General features: G+C 74.8%; 18 protein-coding genes and 1 riboswitch. Of the genes, 9 read left to right on the top strand and 9 right to left on the bottom strand.

The features are described 5' to 3' along the window. Positions 1 to 4 precede the first annotated feature (4 nt). The gene (locus tag FXF50_RS03420; protein ID WP_148425750.1) at positions 5 to 886 is read left to right on the top strand and encodes a bifunctional 5,10-methylenetetrahydrofolate dehydrogenase/5,10-methenyltetrahydrofolate cyclohydrolase; all 882 of its coding nucleotides are present in this window, start codon (positions 5 to 7) and stop codon (positions 884 to 886) included. A 13-nt stretch (positions 887 to 899) separates the two neighbouring features. Here the strand turns inward: FXF50_RS03420 and FXF50_RS03415 are convergent, their stop codons facing one another. Continuing rightward, on the bottom strand, positions 900 to 1,679 hold the full coding sequence (locus FXF50_RS03415; protein WP_148425749.1) for an endonuclease/exonuclease/phosphatase family protein: 780 nt from the start codon (positions 1,677 to 1,679) through the stop codon (positions 900 to 902). 186 nt (positions 1,680 to 1,865) lie between these two features. Between FXF50_RS03415 and FXF50_RS03410 the strand changes: the two genes are divergently transcribed. The 3 genes from FXF50_RS03410 to FXF50_RS03400 all read left to right on the top strand — a co-directional run bounded on the left by FXF50_RS03410 (position 1,866) and on the right by FXF50_RS03400 (position 5,179). Beyond that, on the top strand, positions 1,866 to 2,639 hold the full coding sequence (locus FXF50_RS03410) for a TSUP family transporter (RefSeq protein WP_148425748.1): 774 nt from the start codon (positions 1,866 to 1,868) through the stop codon (positions 2,637 to 2,639). A 32-nt stretch (positions 2,640 to 2,671) separates the two neighbouring features. Then, the gene (locus tag FXF50_RS03405; protein WP_148425747.1) at positions 2,672 to 3,445 is read left to right on the top strand and encodes a GNAT family N-acetyltransferase; all 774 of its coding nucleotides are present in this window, start codon (positions 2,672 to 2,674) and stop codon (positions 3,443 to 3,445) included. A gap of 159 nt (positions 3,446 to 3,604) precedes the next feature. Beyond that, the gene (locus FXF50_RS03400) at positions 3,605 to 5,179 is read left to right on the top strand and encodes a VWA domain-containing protein (RefSeq protein WP_148425746.1); all 1,575 of its coding nucleotides are present in this window, start codon (positions 3,605 to 3,607) and stop codon (positions 5,177 to 5,179) included. A 56-nt stretch (positions 5,180 to 5,235) separates the two neighbouring features. Here the strand turns inward: FXF50_RS03400 and def are convergent, their stop codons facing one another. Further along, positions 5,236 to 5,745, bottom strand: coding sequence for a peptide deformylase (def, locus tag FXF50_RS03395; protein WP_148425745.1), 510 nt, complete (start codon positions 5,743 to 5,745; stop codon positions 5,236 to 5,238). Between the two features lie 10 nt (positions 5,746 to 5,755). Further along, complete coding sequence (locus FXF50_RS03390) at positions 5,756 to 6,544, bottom strand: TetR/AcrR family transcriptional regulator (protein WP_148425744.1); 789 nt, start codon at positions 6,542 to 6,544, stop codon at positions 5,756 to 5,758. Positions 6,545 to 6,616: 72 nt separating this feature from the next. Between FXF50_RS03390 and FXF50_RS03385 the strand changes: the two genes are divergently transcribed. After that, positions 6,617 to 7,576 carry an ATP-binding cassette domain-containing protein gene (locus FXF50_RS03385; RefSeq protein WP_148425743.1) on the top strand — a complete coding sequence of 320 codons (960 nt, stop codon included), beginning with the start codon at positions 6,617 to 6,619 and terminating at the stop codon, positions 7,574 to 7,576. Next, the gene (locus FXF50_RS03380; protein WP_148425742.1) at positions 7,573 to 8,376 is read left to right on the top strand and encodes an ABC transporter permease; all 804 of its coding nucleotides are present in this window, start codon (positions 7,573 to 7,575) and stop codon (positions 8,374 to 8,376) included. The genes FXF50_RS03385 and FXF50_RS03380 overlap by 4 nt, the downstream gene beginning before the upstream one ends. 156 nt (positions 8,377 to 8,532) lie before the next feature. On the opposite strand, the gene FXF50_RS03375 is transcribed toward FXF50_RS03380, so the two are convergent. Further along, a complete protein-coding gene (locus FXF50_RS03375; RefSeq protein ID WP_148425741.1) occupies positions 8,533 to 9,021 on the bottom strand; it encodes a MarR family winged helix-turn-helix transcriptional regulator in 489 nt (162 codons plus the stop codon). A gap of 50 nt (positions 9,022 to 9,071) precedes the next feature. Here FXF50_RS03375 and pip point away from each other — a divergent pair, with 50 nt between their 5' ends. Then, positions 9,072 to 10,019 carry a prolyl aminopeptidase gene (pip, locus tag FXF50_RS03370; protein WP_148425740.1) on the top strand — a complete coding sequence of 316 codons (948 nt, stop codon included), beginning with the start codon at positions 9,072 to 9,074 and terminating at the stop codon, positions 10,017 to 10,019. 131 nt (positions 10,020 to 10,150) lie between these two features. On the opposite strand, the gene FXF50_RS03365 is transcribed toward pip, so the two are convergent. Further along, positions 10,151 to 11,377 (bottom strand): chorismate-binding protein, encoded by a 1,227-nt coding sequence (locus tag FXF50_RS03365; RefSeq protein ID WP_370464074.1) that lies wholly within the window; start codon positions 11,375 to 11,377, stop codon positions 10,151 to 10,153. 90 nt (positions 11,378 to 11,467) lie between these two features. Here FXF50_RS03365 and FXF50_RS03360 point away from each other — a divergent pair, with 90 nt between their 5' ends. Continuing rightward, on the top strand, positions 11,468 to 11,668 hold the full coding sequence (locus FXF50_RS03360; RefSeq protein WP_091306916.1) for a DUF5999 family protein: 201 nt from the start codon (positions 11,468 to 11,470) through the stop codon (positions 11,666 to 11,668). 90 nt (positions 11,669 to 11,758) lie between these two features. Here the strand turns inward: FXF50_RS03360 and gcvP are convergent, their stop codons facing one another. Beyond that, entirely contained in the window at positions 11,759 to 14,581 is a 2,823-nt protein-coding gene (gene gcvP, locus FXF50_RS03355; RefSeq protein ID WP_148425738.1) for an aminomethyl-transferring glycine dehydrogenase, read from the bottom strand. A 73-nt stretch (positions 14,582 to 14,654) separates the two neighbouring features. After that, a riboswitch (glycine riboswitch) is annotated at positions 14,655 to 14,753 on the bottom strand. 66 nt (positions 14,754 to 14,819) lie between these two features. Continuing rightward, positions 14,820 to 15,668, bottom strand: a complete 849-nt coding sequence (locus tag FXF50_RS03350) for an NAD-dependent protein deacetylase (RefSeq protein WP_148425737.1) — start codon at positions 15,666 to 15,668, stop codon at positions 14,820 to 14,822. 127 nt (positions 15,669 to 15,795) lie between these two features. On the opposite strand from FXF50_RS03350, the gene FXF50_RS03345 reads away from it, so the two are divergent. Continuing rightward, positions 15,796 to 16,449, top strand: a complete 654-nt coding sequence (locus tag FXF50_RS03345) for an NAD(P)H-binding protein (protein WP_148425736.1) — start codon at positions 15,796 to 15,798, stop codon at positions 16,447 to 16,449. Positions 16,450 to 16,495: 46 nt separating this feature from the next. On the opposite strand, the gene FXF50_RS03340 is transcribed toward FXF50_RS03345, so the two are convergent. Then, complete coding sequence (locus tag FXF50_RS03340) at positions 16,496 to 17,221, bottom strand: DivIVA domain-containing protein (RefSeq protein ID WP_148425735.1); 726 nt, start codon at positions 17,219 to 17,221, stop codon at positions 16,496 to 16,498. Next, complete coding sequence (locus FXF50_RS03335) at positions 17,218 to 18,369, bottom strand: globin domain-containing protein (protein WP_148425734.1); 1,152 nt, start codon at positions 18,367 to 18,369, stop codon at positions 17,218 to 17,220. Before FXF50_RS03335 ends, FXF50_RS03340 begins: the two co-directional genes overlap by 4 nt.

Genomic DNA, 18,369 nt, shown 5'->3' with positions numbered 1-18,369 from the left:
CGGCATGTCTTCTTCGGGAACGACGACGGCGCGGCTGCTGCCGGGTGCGCCGGTGGCGGAGCAGGTGCTGGCGGAGGTCGCCGGGTCGGTGGTGGCGTTGCGGGCGGCGGGGGTCACGCCGGCGTTGGCGACGGTGCTGGTGGGCGACGACGACGCGAGCGCGGGTTACATCCGGATCAAGCAGCGGCAGGCGGCGGAGCTGGGTTTCGTGTCGCCGCACGTGCATCTGCCGGCGTCGGCGTCGCAGGCGGATCTGCACGCGGTGTTGGCGGATTTCAACGCGGACAAGGCTGTGCACGGGGTGCTGGTGCAGTATCCGATCCCGGGGCACCTGGACTACGACCGGGCCCTGGCGGAGTTGGACCCGGACAAGGACGTGGACGGGATGCATCCGGTGAACATGGGCCGGTTGGCGTTGGGGTTGCCGGGTCCGTTGCCGTGTACGCCGGCGGGGATCGAGGCGTTGCTGGCGTTCCACGGGGTGCCGGTGGCGGGCCGGGAGGTGGTGATCCTGGGTCGGGGCGCCACGTTGGGTCGGCCGTTGGCGATGCTGCTGGCGCAGAAGCGGCCGACGGCGAACGCGGCGGTGACGGTGGTGCACACGGGGGTGCCGGACTGGGCGCGGTACACGCGGCGGGCGGAGATTCTGGTGGCGGCGGCCGGGGTGCCGGGGATCATCCAGCCGGAGCATGTGCGTCCGGGTGGTGTGGTGGTCGGCGGCGGGGTGCGTTACCAGGGGCGGCGGCTGCTGCCGGACGTGGACGAGTCGTGTGCCGAGGTGGCGGGGGCGATCACGCCGCGGGTCGGTGGGGTGGGTCCGACGACGGTGGCGATGTTGTTCCGCAACGCGGTGCGGGCGGCGCAGCGGGCCTCGGGGCTGGGCTGAGGCGCTCCGGTGGTCAGCCGAGGTCGACCAGGAGCGGCCGGTGGTCGGAGATGGTGGACAGCGGGGTGTCGACGGCGGTGACCGGGGGCAGCCGGTCCAGGCCGCGCCGGTCGGCGAGGATGTGGTCGAGCTGCACGCGGGGTTGCCCGGCCGGGTAGGTGGGGCGGCGGCCGAGGGGTCGCCAGCGGGACAGCAGCGCGGCGGGTCCGGCGGGCAGGTTGAGGTCGCCGAGGAGGATCCGGGGTGCGGGCAGCGTGCGCAGGGCGCGGACGACGCGGCGCAGTTGCAGGATGTTCCAGCCGGGCACGAAGGACAGGTGGGTGGCGGCGACGGTGAGCGGCCCGTGCGGGGTGTCGAGGACGGCGGCGAGCACGACGCGGGGTTCGTCGCGGAGCAGGACGACCCCGCCGCCGGTGCCGGGGACGTAGATGGGTGACCGGACGGGGGCGGGCCGCAGCCGGGTGACCTGCCAGGAGCGGACGGGGTATCGGCTGACCAGGCCGATGCCGTAGAGGGGTTCGCCGTGGCCGTCGTCGTCGTGGGTGAGGGGGCGGAACTGTTCTCCGGGGGTGCCCACCACGGCGGCGGCGAAGCGGTGTTCGGGGGCGTCGAGGGCGCGCGCGGCGATGGCGGTGAGATCGAGGTTGCCGCTGCGGGACTGGTCGCGGTCGACCTCCTGCAGGGCGAGGACGTCGGCGTCGAGCGCGGTGACGGCGGCGGCGAGCCGGTCGGGGTCGACGAGCCCGTCGGTGAGGGACCGCCCGTGCAGCAGGTTGAAGGTGGCCAGGCGCACCAGCACACCCTACGTCCGCGTGGCAGGCTTACCGGGTGCTGAGGGCGTTGCTGTGTTCGATGCTGGTGTTCGTGGCGGTGGCGTCGGTGGGGTTGTGGTTGCGGCGGCGCCGGGGGCGCTGAGCTGCGGTGAGGCTGGCCACAGGCGGTCTCGTCGGGGCGGTGGGGCTGGGCAGAATGCGGCTTCGTGGATCCTCTGTCGCTGACGACCCTGTTGAGCGCGGCCGCCCTGGCGGGCTGGGTGGACGCCGTGGTGGGCGGCGGTGGCCTGTTGCTGTTGCCGGCGTTGCTGCTGGGCGCGCCGGGGGTGCCGGTGGCGACGGCGTTGGGCACGAACAAGCTGGCGGCGATCTTCGGCACGTCGACGGCGGCGGTGACGTACGCGCGGCGGACGAAGTTGGACTGGGCGGTGGCGGGTCCGGCGGCGGGGTTGGCGGTGCTGACGGCCGGGTTGGGCGCGGCCCTGGCGGGGGCGGTGCCGGCGGGCGCGTACCGGCCGGTGGTGCTGGTGGTGCTGGTGTCGGTGGCGGTGTTCGTGCTGACGCGGCCGCAGTTGGGTGTGGTGTCGCATCCGGAGCGGCGTACGCCGACGCGGATGGTGGTGGCCGTGGCGGTGGCGGGGCTGGGCATCGCCCTGTACGACGGGTTGATCGGTCCGGGCACCGGCACGTTCCTGGTGTTGGCGTTCACCGCGCTGCTGGGGTCGGATTTCGTGCACGCCTCGGCGATGGCGAAGGTGGTCAACGCGGGCACGAACCTGGGGGCGCTGGTGGTGTTCGCGGCGACCGGGCACGTGTGGTGGCTGCTGGGTGCGGCCATGGCGGTGTGCAACATCGTGGGGGCGGCGGTGGGCGCGCGGATGGCGTTGCGCCGCGGTGCGGGTTTCGTGCGGGTGGTGCTGCTGGTCGTGGTGCTGGCGCTGGTGGGCAAGCTGGGTTACGACCAGTGGATGGCGGCGTGAGGGGTTGACCGCCGTCGTGTGATCATCGGCGGGTGGCTGTCCGCGCCGAACACGACCGTGCCGTCCTCGCCGAGCTGCTGGGTCGGGATCCGGTGCTGCACGCGTACCAGTTGGGTGACCTGGACGACTTCTTCTGGCCGTACACTTCCTGGTTTCGTCGGGGCGACGAGGTGGTGCTGCTCTACCACGGTGTCGAGCTGCCCACCCTGCTGGCGTTCGCGCCGCCGGAGCGCGCCGGGGACCTGGCGGCGCTGCTGGCCGAGGCGGCGCCGGTGTTGCCGGCCCGGTTGTGGGCGCACCTCTCCCCCGGCCTGGAGGCCACGATGGCCCGCTGGTACGCCGTGTCGGACGCCGCCGTGCACCACCGGATGGCGTTGACCGATCCGGCGCGGCTGGCCGCGGTGTCCCCGGCCGGGGAGCCGCTGGGCCGCGGCGACCTGCCGGAGCTGCTCGACCTGTACGCGGCCGCGTACCCGGGGAACTGGTTCGACCCGCGGATGCTGGACACCGGCCGGTACGTGGGGGTGCGGGAGTCCGGCCGGCTGGTCGCGGTGGCCGGGGTGCACGTGTGGTCGCCGACGTGGCGGGTGGCCGCCCTGGGCAACGTGACCACCCACCCGGACGTGCGGGGCCGGGGTCTGGCCGGGGCGGCCGTGGCGGCGCTGTGCGCCGGGATGCGGGGCGTCGTCGACCACGTGACGCTCAACGTCAAGGCCGACAACGTCCCCGCGGTACGCCTCTACGAGCGGCTGGGGTTCACCCGGGTGGCCGACTTCACCGAGTGCGCGCTGCACCGCCTTTCGTGACCGCCTGACCGGTCAGTCTGTCGTGTCCAGCCACCACGCTGGGTCAACAACCCGACCCTGACCTGGGCTGGTGTCTGACCGGCGCGGCGCGGCCCAGCCCCTAGCGTCTGCTGTCGAGGCCGCGCCCGGGGCGGGCGCGGCGGAGCTGAAGGAGACACGATGGGTTTCACAGCAGTGCCCGCGGGGCGAAGAACGGCGGTGACGGTGGCCGCCGCCGTGACCGCGGTGCTGACCGCGCTGGCCACGCCCGCCTGGGCGGCGCCCGGGGTCGACCCGGCCACCGTGGACCGGTCCGCGGACCCCGGCGCCACCATTCCGATCAGCAAGGTCGTCTCGACGCCGCCGATCCCGCCGAACCCGGACGTGGTGCTGCTGGTCGACACGACCGGCAGCATGGGCGCGGCGATCGCCAACGTCCGCACCAACCTGCAACAGGTGATCACCAACGTGCGCGGGGCGCAGCCCAGCGCCCAGTTCGCGGTGGCCTCCTACCGGGACGAGGGCGACGGCGCGGAGCTGTTCCGGGTCCGGCAGAACCTGACCGGTGACGCCACGGCGTTGCAGAACGCGGTCGACGGGCTGGCCGCCGGGGGCGGCGGCGACGTCCCGGAGGCGTGGGTGAACGGGCTGTTCCAGGTCTCCGACGGGGGCATCGCCTACCGGGCGGGCAGCAGCCGGATCGTGGTGCTGGTCGGTGACGCGCCCAGCCACGACCCGAGCGCCGGGCACACCCTGGCGCAGGCCACCGCCGCGCTGCAGGCCGACGACGCCCGCGTGCTCGCGGTCGACGTCACCGGCGGGGGCGGCGGCCTGGACGCGCTCGGCCAGGCCACCACCGTGGCCGCCGCCACCGGCGGTCAGGTGGTCGGCAGCGCCCCGGACACCGTCACCGCGGCGATCCTGTCCGGGCTGCGCGACCTCGACGTGACCGTCACCCCGCAGGTGGTCTGCGACCCGGGCCTGTCGGTGAGCTTCGACGCGCCGTCGAAGACCCAGCAGAGCGGCACCGACGTGCCGTTCGCCGAGACCATCACGGTCGCCGGCGACGCCCCGCAGGGCGCCACCCTGCACTGCACGGTGGACTTCCTGCTCAACGGCCTCTCCGGCGGGCCGGCGTTCGTCGAGCACATCTCGGTGACGGTCAACGACGTGACGCCGCCGACCGTGGTCGTGGACGACCGGACTGTGGAGGCCACCAGCCCCGCCGGCGCGGTGATCAACTATCCGGCGAGCGCCACCGACAACGTCGACGGTCCGCTCACCCCGACCTGCGCGCCGCCGCCCGGCAGCACCTTCCCGCTGGGCGCCACCACGGTCACCTGCACCGCCACCGACGCCGCCGGCAACGCCGGCAGCGACACCGCGGTGATGCGGGTGGTCGACACCACCGCGCCGGACACCCGGTGTGTGCCGACCAACAACCCGAGCGGCGACAACACCCCCGGCTCGTACAACCCGGACGGCTTCTACCAGCTGACCTCGACCGACATCGTCGACACGGCGGTCCAGGTGTACATCTCCGACGCCGCCGACCCGTCGGTGCGGTTCGGCCCGTTCCCGGCCGGCACGAAGATCAAGCTGGTGCAGGCGCCGGGCGCGCAGTCCCGGGTGAAGGACGGCACCGGCGACATCGACTACAAGGTGACGCTGCGCGGCGACGCGATCATCACCGGCGTCGACGACTCCGGTAACGCCTCCACCGCGACCTGCCTGGTGGCTCCGCCGCCGAAGTGACCCGTCGCGACCGACCGTGCGGGGGTGGCCGTCGTGCCACCCCCGCACCGCGGGGGTCAGCGGCCCCGGCTGGGCGAGTCGAACCGGCCGGCGCGGATCTCCCGCAGCGCCCGCCGGCGGGTGTCACCGCGCAGGGTGTCCACGTACAGGCGGCCGTGCAGGTGGTCGGTCTCGTGCTGCAACGCGCGGGCCAGGAACCCGCTGGCGCTGATGGTCAGCGGCTGGCCGTGCTGGTCGACGCCGTGCGCCGTGGCGTGCATGGCCCGCGGCGTCGGGAAGTACAGCCCGGGGATCGACAGGCAGCCCTCGTCGTCGTCCTGCAGCTCCTCGGACAGCTCCAGCGTCGGGTTGATGAGGTGGCCGCGGTGCCCGTCGGCGTCGTAGACGAACACCTGCGCGTTCACGCCAATCTGCGGCGCCGCCACCCCGGCGCGGCCGGGCGCGCCGAGCAGCGTGTCCATGAGGTCCTGCACGAGCGCGCGCAGCTCGGCGTCGAAACTGGTCACCGGCTCGGACGGGGTGCGCAGCACGGGGTCGCCGATGATCCGGATCGGGCGCATAGTCATGCCGGGAAGGCTAGCCGCCCGTTACCCCGGCCGGCGCCGCACCCGCCCGGTCGCGGACCAGGACCTCGATGCCGTCGAGCAGGCGGGCCAGCCCGAACTCGAACGCGCGGCCCGGGTCCCCGGCGGCCTGGTACTCCTGCCCGGCCGTGGTGCCCACCCGGGCGGCGAGCGGGAACCGCCCCGGGTCGAGGACCTTCTCCAGGTACGGCGCGTGCGCGTGCCACCACTGCTGCTCGGTCATCCCGGTGTCCCGGCTGGCCTGGGCCGTCTCCACGGCGGGGCGGGCCGCGCCGTGGACGTAGCCGGTGACGAGGGTGACCACGGCGTCCATCTCCAGGTCGGTCAGGCCGATCCCGTCGACGGCGCGCAGCTCGTACTCGTACTTGGCGATCACGTTCGGGCCCAGCGGCGGCCGGGTGGTGGCTACCTGCAGCAGCCACGGGTGGCGCAGGTAGAGGGCGAAGTTCTCCCGGGCGATCTGCGCCAGCCGGCCCCGCCAGCCGCCGGGCACCTCGTCGGGGCGGGCGGTCTCGCCGTAGACGGTGTCGAGCATGACGTCGAGCAGCTCACCCTTGCCGGGCACGTGCGTGTAGAGGGTCATGGTGCCCACCCCGAGCCGCTCGGCGACCCGGCGCATGGACAGCGCGCCCAACCCCTCGGCGTCGGCGACCTCGATGGCCGCCCGCACGATCCGCTCCACGGACAGGTCGCCGCCCTTGCGGCTGACCTTCTCCCGGGTACGCCAGAGCAGGGCGAGGCTGCGCGCCGGGTCCCCGGTGCCGCTGTACTCGGTGGTCACCCGCCGACTGTACCGACCCCCCTTGTCGTATGGTGTACGGTACGCCGTACCGGAACGATGATCGGAGGGGTCATGGGACGGAACGGACCGGCGATCGAGGCGGAGGGCCTACGCAAGCGCTACGGCGACCTGGTCGCCCTGGACGGGATCGACCTGGCCGTGCCGCCCGGCACGGTCTGCGCCGTGCTCGGCGTGAACGGGGCCGGCAAGAGCACCCTGGTGCGCATCCTGACCACCCTGCTGCGCGCCGACGCCGGCGTGGCCCGGGTCGCCGGCTTCGACGTACGCCGACAGGCCGACCGGGCCCGCGCGCGCCTGGGCCTGGTCGGCCAGCACGCGGCGGTCGACGAGATCCTCGGCGGCCGGCAGAACCTGGTGCTCTTCGGCCGGCTGCACCACCTCTCCCCGGCCCGGGCGGCGGCCCGCGCCGACGAGCTGCTCGACCGATTCGACCTGCGCGGGGCCGCGGACCGGCCGGTGGCCACCTGGTCCGGCGGGATGCGCCGCCGGCTGGACCTGGCCGCCGCGCTGATCGTCGACCCGCCGGTGCTGTTTCTCGACGAACCCACCACCGGCCTGGACCCCCGCGCCCGCAGCGACGTCTGGGACGCCGTCCGCGACCTGGTCGACGCCGGCGCCACCGTCCTGCTGACCACGCAGTACCTGGAGGAGGCCGACCGGCTCGCCGACACCGTGCGGGTGCTCGACCACGGCCGCGTCACCGCGGCCGGCACCCCGGAGGAACTGAAGTCCACCCTCGGCGGCGACCGCGTCGACGTGGTGCTGCACCACCCCGACGACCTGACCCCGGCCGCGGCCGCGATCACCGCCGCCACCGGCGTCGCGCCCACCGTCGACCGCGCCGCGCTGCGGCTCAGCGTCCCGGTCACCGACCGGGTCGCCGCCCTGGCCGCGGTGCTGCGCGCCGTCGACGCCGCCGGCCTGCGCGCCGGCGACGTGGCGGTCCGCCGCCCCACCCTCGACGAGGTGTTCCTGCACCTCACCGGCTCCCGCACGGAGGTGCCCGCGTGACCGTCCTGCCACTGAAGGCCCGCTGGGCCGTCACCGACACCGCCACCCTGACCGGCCGCACCCTCGCCCACTGGGCGCGCCGACCCGGCGAGGTGCTGGTGGGGCTGCTCTTCCCCGTCCTGCTGCTGCTGATGTTCGGCTACCTGTTCGGCGGCGCCATGGCCGTCCCCGACGGCGCCGACTACCGGGAGTTCCTGCTGCCCGGCATGGTGGCCATGACGATGCTCTTCGGCGTGGAGACCACCTACACGGCGGTGGCCCTGGACACCGCGCGCGGCGTGACCGACCGGTTCCGGTCGCTGCCGATGAGCCGCGCCGCGGTGGTCACCGGCCGGGCCCTGGCCGACCTGCTGCACTCCGCGGCCGCCCTGGCCGTGGTGCTCGGCTGCGGCGTCCTGGTCGGCTGGCAGCCGCACCGCGGCCCGCTGCGCGCCCTGGCCGCCGTGGCGCTGCTGCTGCTCCTGCGCTTCGCGATGATCTGGCTCGGGGTGTACCTGGCGCTGCTGCTGCGCCGCCCCGAGACCGTGGCCGCGCTCCAGATCCTGGTGTGGCCGCTGGGCTTCGCCTCCAACGCGTTCGTCGCCCCGGCCACCATGCCGGACTGGCTCGCCGCGGTCGCCGCCTGGAACCCGCTGTCGGCCACCGTCGCCGCCGGCCGGGAGCTGTTCGGCAACCCCGGCTGGGGCGCGGACTCCTGGGCCGCCGAGCACGCCGTGGCCCTGGCGGTGGCCTGGCCGCTGCTGCTGGTCGCCGTGTTCCTGCCGCTGTCCGTGCTGCGCTGGCAACGGCTGGGCCGCTGACGACCGGCCGCGCCCGGCCCGCGCGGAGCAGGCCGGGCGCGGCCCGAACCGGGACACCGGCCAGGCCGAGCCGCGGGGTGGAACGGCGGCGGAAGCGGGTCGGGGTCGGTCCCGGCTCGGGCGGGACCCGCGCTGTCGAGCGGAGGCGAGCGCGCGTCAGGCCGGCCGGGTGGGCGCCAGGCCGGTGTCGGCGATCCGGTCGCGCAGCGGGCGGCGGCGCAGCGCGGCGAGCACCGCGTACAGCTCGTCGGCCAGGGGTACGGGCAGTTCGGCGTCGAGCCGGCGCATGGCTGTGGTGGTGGCCGCCCACTCGGCCTCGATCACCGGCAGCAGGGCGCGCGCCCGGTCGGTGAGGCTGACGATGCGCTGCCGCGCGTCCGCGCCGGGGGCAAGCGCGACGAGTCCGGCGCGGGCCATCTGGGCGACGGTCTGGCTGGCCGCGGAGTGGGTGACACCGACCCGGGCGGCCAGGTCCCGGATCGCGAGCGGCCCGTGGGCGACGAGGACCCGCACCAGGGGTGTGTAGCGGGGCCGGTAGTCGGCGAGGTCCAGGTCGGCGTAGACGGCGGCGACGTCGCCGTCGAGCACCTCCAGGACGTGGCGCAGGAGGGTGCCGAGGGCCTCGCGCTCCGGGGTCACGGTCACGTCCGCTAATGTAACAGCGCTGTTGTATCCGGGCCGTGGAAGGGCACCCGATGTATCCACCGATCGAGCCGTACGCGCAGGGCCGGCTCGACGTCGGCGACGGCCAGCGGATCCACTGGGAGACCAGCGGCAACCCCGACGGCCGGCCCGCCCTCGTGGTGCACGGCGGCCCCGGTTCCGGCGCCGGCCCCTCCTGGCGGCAGCTGTTCGACCCGGCCGCCTACCGGATCATCCTGTTCGACCAGCGCGGCTGCGGCCGCAGCACCCCGCCCGCCAGCGACCCGGCCACCGACCTGTCGGTCAACACCACCGCCCACCTGCTGGCCGACATGGAACGGCTGCGCGCCCACCTCGGCGTCGACCGGTGGCTGCTCTGCGGCGCGTCCTGGGGCTCGTCGCTGTCCCTCGCCTACGCCCAGCGCCACCCGCAGCGGGTCACCGCGCTGGTGCTGTTCAGCGTGGTCGCCAACACCCGCCGGGAGATCGACTGGGTGACCCGCGACATGGGCCGGATCTTCCCGCAGGAGTGGGCGCGGTTCCGGGACGGCGTGCCCGCGGCCGAGCGCGACGGCGACCTGTCCGCCGCGTACGCCCGGCTGGTCAACGACCCGGACCCGCGGGTGCGCGACCAGGCCGCCCGGGACTGGTGCGCCTGGGAGGACGTGCACGTCTCCCTGGCCGGCGGCTACCAGGCCAGCTCCCGCTACGCCGACCCGGTGTTCCGGGCCGGCTTCACCCGGCTGGTCACCCACTACTTCAGCAACCTGGGGTTCCTGCCCGACGGGCAGCTGCTGCGCGACGCCGGCAAGCTCGCCGGCATCCCCGGCGTGCTGGTGCAGGGCCGCCTGGACGTCAGCGGCCCGCCGGACATCGCCTGGCAGCTCGCCCAGGCGTGGCCCGACGCCCGCCTGGAGATCGTCGAGTCCGGCGGCCACGGCAGCGGCCACGGCGTGGGCGAGCGGGTGGTTGCCGCCCTGGACGCCTTCGCCCGCGCCTGACCGGCACCGTCGACCTGACCTCCCACCGCCCGCGCGGCGACCACGGCGCGGCCCGGAGCGGACCCGGCGGCGAGCAGGGCGCGGCCGATCGGAGCGATCCGGCGGCGAGCAGAGGGGCGGACGGAGGCGGGTCAGGCGGCGAGCAGCGCGCGGACCGGGGCGGCCTTCGCGGCGGCCTCGGCGACCTCGGCGGCCGGGTCGCTGCCCCAGGTGATGCCGCCGCCGGCCCACAGGTGCAGCCGTTCGGCGTCCGCCGCGGCGGTGCGGATGGTCAACCCCAGGTCGACGCGGCCCGGCCCGACCCAACCGAGCGCGCCCATGCTCGCGCCGCGGCCCACCGGCTCCAGGGCGGCGATCTGGTGCAGCGCCGCGAGCTTCGGGGCGCCGGTGACCGAGCCGCCGGGGCAGACCGCGCGCAGCAGGTCGGCCAGGCCGAGCCCGTCGGCGGGCGCCGCGGACACCGTCGACTCGGCCTGCCACAGGTCGCACCACCGGCGTACGGCGAACAGCTCGTCCACCCGCACCGAGCCGGTGCGGGCCACCCGGGCCAGGTCGTTGCGTTCCAGGTCGACGATCATCACGTGCTCGGCGCGTTCCTTGGCGGAGGCGAGCAGTTCCCGCCGGCCGGCCGGGGTGGCCGGGCGGGTGCCCTTGATCGGCCGGGTGACCAGGCGGCCGTGTTCGACCGCGATCAGGGTCTCCGGGGAGGCGCAGCCGATCGCCCAGCCGAGCCCGGACAGGGTGCCGCCGTAGCGGGCGCCGGGCAGCGCGGCCAGCCGCGCGAGGGCGGGCAGGGGGTCCCCGGCGTAGCCGGCGGCGGCGTGGCCGACCAGGTTGACCTGGTAGACGTCGCCGCGCCCGATGGCCGCGCGGACCGCCGTCACGGCGTGGGCGTGCGCGGCGGTGCTCCAGCTGTCGCGCCACGGCCCGAGCCACCAGCCGTCGGCCCGCGCGGCGGGCGGCGGCGGGGCGGGCCGGGCGGCGTGTCCGTAGACCACCACCACGAGGTCCGGCAGGGCCGGCGCCGGGGTGGGCGCGCCCGCCGGGCCGCCGGCGGCCCGGGCCCCGGCCGCGGCGGACAGGAACAGGGCGGCGCCGCACGTCCCGTGCGGGTCGTGGGCGGCGGGCCGGGCCAGGTCGGACAGGGCGACGCCGTGCGCGGCCAGGAAGTCCTCGGCGAGCGCGGCGGGATCGCCGCCGTCGGCGAGCCACCATTCGAGGCGGGCCCGTTCGACGAGCCGGTCCCGGCACTCGGGCGGGGAGCCGGGCGCGTCGACCCCCATCATTGGGAGCGCTTCCACGCCGTCCGGTCCGTTCACACTCATCCGTTCAGCCGATTTCGGGTGAACAAGCCGCATCCTTGCTCGATAGCGCGCGCTCGCGCTTGGTACTGTGCGTCACTGGTCATGTGAACCATGACACAGTGCCCCCACAGTCCGGAGAACCCGATGTGCCAGCACCTACCCACCTGCCCCTCCGCCGAGGCGACGGACCGCGAAGCCGCACGCGTCCTCGCCTGCTTCCCTGAGCAGGGCTGGAGCCTGCTCTGCAACGGTGTCATCGTCTTCGAGGACACCGGTGAGCTGCTCCCCGACGGCAGCACCATCGCCCCGCACCGCGGCCCCGCCCGGCACGCCCTCGTCGCCTAGACGATCACGCTCCGTCAGGGAGCCTACGCGTCAACCACCGGTCGACGCGCCGGCCGGGGCGGCGGCACCGCACCGCCCCGGCGTACCGCGTCAGTCCTCGAACGCCTCCGGCGCGGGGCACGAGCAGACCAGGTTCCGGTCTCCGTACGCGCCGTCGATCCGCCGCACCGGCGGCCAGTACTTCCCGGCCCGATCCACCCCGGCCGGGTACGCGCCCACCGACCGCGGGTACGGGTGCGGCCACTCGTCACCCGACACCATGGCCGCGGTGTGCGGCGCGTTGGCCAGGGGGTTGTCCCCCGCCGGCCACTCCCCCGAGCCGACCTTGTCGATCTCCTCGCGGATGGCGATCATCGCCTCGCAGAACCGGTCCAGCTCGGCCAGGTCCTCGCTCTCGGTCGGCTCCACCATGAGCGTCCCCGCCACGGGGAACGACATCGTCGGCGCGTGGAAGCCGTAGTCGATCAGCCGCTTCGCCACGTCGTCGACGGTCACGCCGGTCGCCTTCGTCAGCGGCCGCAGGTCCAGGATGCACTCGTGCGCCACGAGGCCCTTGTTGCCGGAGTACAGCACCGGGAAGTGGTGCCGCAGCCGCGCGGCCACGTAGTTCGCCGCGAGGACCGCCACGCCGGTGGCCCGGGCCAGCCCCTCGGCGCCCATCATCCGCAGGTACGCCCACGGGATCGGCAGGATCCCCGCCGACCCGTGGTTGGCCGCGGAGATCGCCGGCCGCCCGTCGTCGTGCGCGGCCAGCGGGTCGCCGGGCAGGAACGGCGCCAGGTGCGCCCGCACCGCCACCGGGCCCACGCCGGGGCCGCCGCCGCCGTGCGGGATGCAGAACGTCTTGTGCAGGTTCAGGTGCGACACGTCCGCCCCGAACCGGCCCGGCTTGGCGAAGCCGACCAGGGCGTTGAGGTTCGCCCCGTCGACGTACACCTGCCCGCCGGCGTCGTGCACCTTCGCGCACAGCTGCGCGATGCCCGTCTCGTACACCCCGTGGGTGGACGGGTAGGTCACCATGATCGCGGCGAGCGCGTCCCGGTGCTTGTCGATCTTCGCGTCGAGGTCGACGAGGTCGACGTTGCCGTCGGCGTCGCAGCCGACCACCACGACCCGCATGCCGGCCATCACCGCGGAGGCGGCGTTGGTGCCGTGCGCCGACGACGGGATCAGGCACACGTCGCGGTGGCCCTCGCCGCGCTGCCGGTGGTAGGCCCGGATGGCCAGCAGACCGGCCAGCTCGCCCTGCGACCCGGCGTTGGGCTGCACGCTGACCGCGTCGTAGCCGGTGACCTCGGCCAGCCAGCCCTCCAGCTGGGCGATCAGCTCCCGGTAGCCGGCGGTCTGCTCGGCCGGGGCGAACGGGTGCAGGTGCGCGAACTCCGGCCAGGTGACCGGCTCCATCTCGGTGGTGGCGTTCAGCTTCATGGTGCACGACCCCAGCGGGATCATGCCCCGGTCCAGGGCGTAGTCGAAGTCCGACAGCCGGCGCAGGTAGCGCAGCATCGCCGTCTCCGAGTGGTGGGTGCGGAACACCGGGTGGGTGAGGAAGTCGCTGGTGCGCCGGAACTGCGCCGGCAGGTCCGCGTCCACCTCGCCGTCGACCCCGGCCACCCCGAACGCCGCCCACACGGCCGCCAGGTGCGCGGCCGTGGTGGTCTCGTCGCAGGAGACGCCGACGCGGTCGGCGTCGACCAGCCGCAGGTTCACGTTGCGCCGCGCGGCGGCGGCCACCACCTCGGCGGCCCGCCCCGGCACGGTGGCGGTGACGGTGTCGAAGAACGCGACGTCCGCGACCTGCACGCCCCCGGCGCGCAGCCCGGCCGCGAGCCGCGCCGCCGCCTCGTGGGTACGCGCGGCGGTGGCCCGCAGCCCGTCCGGGCCGTGGTAGACGGCGTACATGCCGGCCATCACGGCCAACAGCACCTGGGCGGTGCAGATGTTGCTGGTCGCCTTCTCCCGGCGGATGTGCTGCTCGCGGGTCTGCAACGCCAGCCGGTACGCGGGGTTGCCGTCGGCGTCCTTGGACACCCCGACGAGGCGGCCGGGCAGCATCCGCTCCAGGCCGGAGCGGACGGCCAGGTAGCCGGCGTGCGGGCCGCCGAAGCCCATGGGCACGCCGAAGCGCTGGGTGGTGCCGGCGGCGATGTCGGCGCCGATCTCGCCGGGCGGGCGCAGCAGCGTCAACGCCAGCAGGTCCGCGGCGACCGTGACGAGGGCGCCGGCGGCGTGCGCGGCCTCCACGAGCCCGCTGTGGTCGCGGACCGCCCCGGACGCCCCCGGGTACTGCAGGTGCAGGCCGAAGAACTCGCCCGGCAGCTCGTCGCGCTCGACGTCGAGCACCCGCACGTCGATACCGAGCGGCTCGGCGCGGCTGGTGATCACGGCGATGGTCTGCGGCAGGGTGTCGGCGTCGACCACGTACACCGGGCTCTTGCTTTTGCTCGCGCGGCGCGCGAGGGTCATGGCCTCGGCCGCGGCGGTGCCCTCGTCGAGCATGGAGGCGTTGGCGGTGGCCAGCCCGGTCAGGTCGGTGACCATCGTCTGGAAGTTCAGCAGCGCCTCGAGGCGGCCCTGGCTGATCTCCGGCTGGTACGGCGTGTACGCGGTGTACCAGGCGGGGTTCTCCAGCACGTTACGGCGGATCACCGCCGGGGTGTGCGTGCCGTGGTAGCCCAGCCCGATCATCGACACGGCGACGGTGTTGCGGGCGGCCAGGGCGCGCAGCTCGGCGATGGCCTCCCGCTCACTGGCCGGGGCGGGCAGGTCCAGGGCGCCGTGCCAGCGGATCACCTCGGGGATCGCGGCGTCCATCAGCTCGTCGATGGAGCTGTGACCGACGGTCTCCAGCATCCGGCGCTCGTCGTCCGGGCCGGGGCCGATGTGCCGGTCGGCGAACTGCTCTGCGGTCATGCGCTGCGCTCCTTGTGGGGGCGAGGTCGACGGGTCGGCCTCCCCCTGAGTCGCGCTGACGCGCTCCACAGCGCCTGCCCACGTGGTCCTTTTGCCTGAGAGGTTCCGGGGAGAATCTGCCCCTTCGGCGCCGTCCGGGTGGTTCCCGGGCGGTCTCTCCCACGTGGGTGGTACCGGCATGGTCAACGCTACCAGCGACCATGTTTCCGGCTCATGTCCTACCCCGCCGCGGGGCCGGTCACACGGCGGCGGGCACCGTTTCGGCGGCGACCCGGTCGGCCAGGGCGGTCAGCGTCGCGCCCAGCGGCGCGTCGAGGGTCAGCGAGGCGTACCCGTCGCCGCGGGTGGGGCCCTGGTTGACGATGGCCACGGGAATGCCCAGCTTCGCCGCGCGCAGCACGAACCGGCGCCCCGACATGACCGTCAGGGACGAGCCGAGCACCAGCAGCGCCCGGGCCCGCTCGACGTGGGCGAAGCAGTCGGCGACCCGGGGCGCGGGCACCGTCTCACCGAAGAACACCACGTCGGGTTTCAGCATGCCGGCGCCGCAGATGCCGCAGTCCACGGTGCGGAACCCGGCCACCGCCTCGTCGGGCAGGTCCACGTCGCCGTCGGGGTTGACGTGCGCGACGCGCGCGTCGAAACCCGGATTCGCCTCGGTGAGCCGCCGGTGCAGCTCGTCGCGGGAGGTCAGGTTCCCGCAGTCCAGGCAGGCCACCTCGTCGAGACGGCCGTGCAACTCGATGACCCCGGTGGCGCCGGCGGCGGTGTGCAGGCCGTCGACGTTCTGGGTGATGATCCCGCCGAGCAGGCCGGCGCGTTGCAGCCGGGCCACCGCCCGGTGCCCGTCGTTCGGGGCGGCCCGGGCGATCAGCCGCCAGCCCAGGTGGCTGCGCGCCCAGTACCGCCGCCGCGCGTGCGGGTCGCGGGTGAACGCCTGGTAGGTCATCGGGGTGTGCCGGCGGGCCGCGCCGGAGGGTCCCCGGTAGTCCGGGATGCCGGACTCGGTGGACAGGCCGGCGCCGCTGAGCACCACCACGTCCCCGGCGCCCACCAGCCGGGTCAACGCGTCGAACGTCTCGGTCACGGTGTCCATGCTGCCTCGCCCGTCGCCGCGCGGCGACCACCACCACCGGCGGTGACCGCCGTCACCGCACCGGGCGGGTCCCCGCCGGGCCCCGGCGGGCGGCCCGCCGCGCCACTAGGTTGAGGGCATGCGCGTCGTCATCGCCGGAGGCCACGGGAAGATCGCCAAACTGCTGGAGCGGGAACTCGCCGGCCGCGGCGACACCGCCGTCGGGTTGATCCGCAACCCCGACCACGCGGCCGCGCTGCGCGCCGCCGGCGCGCAGCCCGTCGTCTGCGACCTGGAGCACACCGACGTCGACACCGTCGCCGGGCACCTGACCGGCGCCGACGCCGTCGTCTTCGCCGCCGGGGCGGGCCCGGGCAGCGGCGCCGCCCGCAAGGACACCGTCGACCGGGCCGCGGCCGTGCTGCTCGCCGACGCCGCGCAACGCGCCGGCATCCGCCGCTACCTGCTGGTCTCCTCCATGGGCGTGGACCGGCCCCCGAGGGCGGGCACCGACGAGGTGTGGGCGGCCTACCTGCGGGCGAAGAAGGCCGCCGAGGACGACGTCACCGCCCGGGACCTCGACGTCACCGTGCTGCGCCCCGGCCGGCTCACCGACGACGCGGCGGTCGGCCGGATCACCCTGGCCCGGCACGTCGACCCCGGCGCGGTCACCCGCGCCGACGTGGCCCGGGTCCTGCTGGCCCTGCTGTCCGCCCCGGCCACCGCCGGGCTCACCCTGGAACTGGTCGGTGGGGAAACCCCGATCGGCGAGGCGGTCCGCGCCCTCACCTGAGCCCGCCGGCCCCGGCCGGCCCGTGGGTGGGCCGGCCGGGGGGAATTCACCGCTGCTGGTGACGGGGGGCCACGGCCACCTCCCGCACCCGACCGCCGTCCATCCGGGGACCACCGCCGCGCGGCCCGGCGCCGCCGGTGGCCTCCACGGCGAGGCGCTGCATCGTCCGCGACAGCTGTTCGCTGCCGTCGTCGAGGTGCCGGGCCGCCGCCTGCATGTGCGAGATCATCATCTCGCCGAAGATCCGCAGCGCCTCCCGGGTCGCCACCGAGTCGTCGAAGTTCACCCCGGCGGTGCTGCGGTACTCCGTCACGGCCCGCTCGGCCTCCTGCTTCGCCTCCTCCGCCGCGGCCCGCATGTAGCTCTCGTACTGCATCCGGGCGTACTCGGCGACCCGGCGGGCGTAGTCGTGGGCCTGCGCGATGATCTGCTCGGCCTCCCGCTGCGCCGCCGACAGCAGGTTCACCTCCTTCGCCGCGGGCACCGCCGCCGCGTTGTCGGCGCTCGGGATCACCCCGTGCCGGTGCAGCTCCAGGTGGTCGTTGAGCCGCTCGTTCTCCGCCCGCAGGTTCGCCAGCTGGGTGGCCAGCAGATCCAGCTCGTCGGCCACCTGCACCCGGAACCGGTCCACGTCGGCGTGGTCGTAGCCGCGGCGGGTGAACGACGCCGACCCGAACTCCCACCGGCGCACCCGGTCCGCGGTGAGACGCACCTGCACCCCACCGCCGGTCACCTGACCCGCCTCGTACCTGCTGATCGGGGTCGCACTCATTGAGTCACCTCCGTCGCCGTCCGCCAGGCCGGCCCGTACCAGTGCTTGCCGAAACCCTCGTGGTGCAGCTGACCCGGCTGGTAGCCGGCCCCGGTCAGCGCGGCCACCGAATGGCTCACCATCTCGTCGGAGCCGCACACGAACACGTGCCGGGACCGCCAGTCCCCGTCGGCGAGGACCTGGTCGGCGACCTGCACGAACTCACCCGGCCGGCGCGGATCCGACCCGGCCACGTACGTCACCCGCAGCCACGGGTACGAGGCGGCGAACTTGTCGATCGCCTCGCTGTCGTAGAACTCCGTCCGGGACCGGGCCCCCACGTACAGATCCACCCGGCGGCCCACACCCTCCGCCGCGACCTGCTCCAGCAGGGACTTCACCGGCGCCCAGCCGGTGCCACCGGCCAGCAGCAGCAGATCCGACGACCCGGCCTGCCACAACGTCAACCGATCACCCACCGGCGCGGCCAGGTGCAGCTGGTCACCGACCGCGCACCCGTACACCAGCCGCGACGACACCGCGCCACCCGGCGCGGCCCGCACATGCAGCTCCAACGTCCCGTCCGGGCGGGGCGCGTTCGCCGGGGAGTAGTACCGCCACGACCGCACCGCCGGGTGGGACACCCCGATCGACTGGCCCGGGTTGAACGGCAGCAGGTACTGCGGCCGCACCGTCAACACCGCCACGTCGAACGTGCGCCGCTCGTGCGCGAGGATCTCCGCCACCCACCACGGCGGCGACTTCGCCTCCGCCTCCTGCGCCGCGTCCATCATCACCTGCGCGACCAACCCGTACGCGGCCGCCCAGTCGGCCGCCAGCTCCTCGGTCCACGCCTCACCGCAGAAGTGCCGCAGCGTCGCCAGCAGCGCCTCACCGACCGCCGGGTAGTGCTCGGCGCGCACCGCGAACTTACGGTGATCCGCGCCGAGGTCCTGGAGGAACCCGACGAGCCGGTCCACCTGGTCCACGTGGGACACGATGTGCCCCAGCGCGTTCACCAGGCGGTCCCGCTGCCCCGCCATGTTCGTGGGGAACATCTGCCGGGTCTCCGGGTGCGCCAGGAACAGCGTCGAATAGAAGTAGAGCGGCACCTGGTCGCCGTGCGCGGCGACCAGTGACCAGCTCTGCTTGAGCCGTGCCGCGTCCAC

It is taken from the genome of Micromonospora sp. AP08, from assembly GCF_008085935.1.
In the GTDB taxonomy this organism is placed as follows: Bacteria; Actinomycetota; Actinomycetes; order Mycobacteriales; family Micromonosporaceae; genus Micromonospora; species Micromonospora chersina.
Note: the sequence above shows the minus strand (reverse complement) of the source record. Positions and strands in the feature narration are given on the sequence as shown.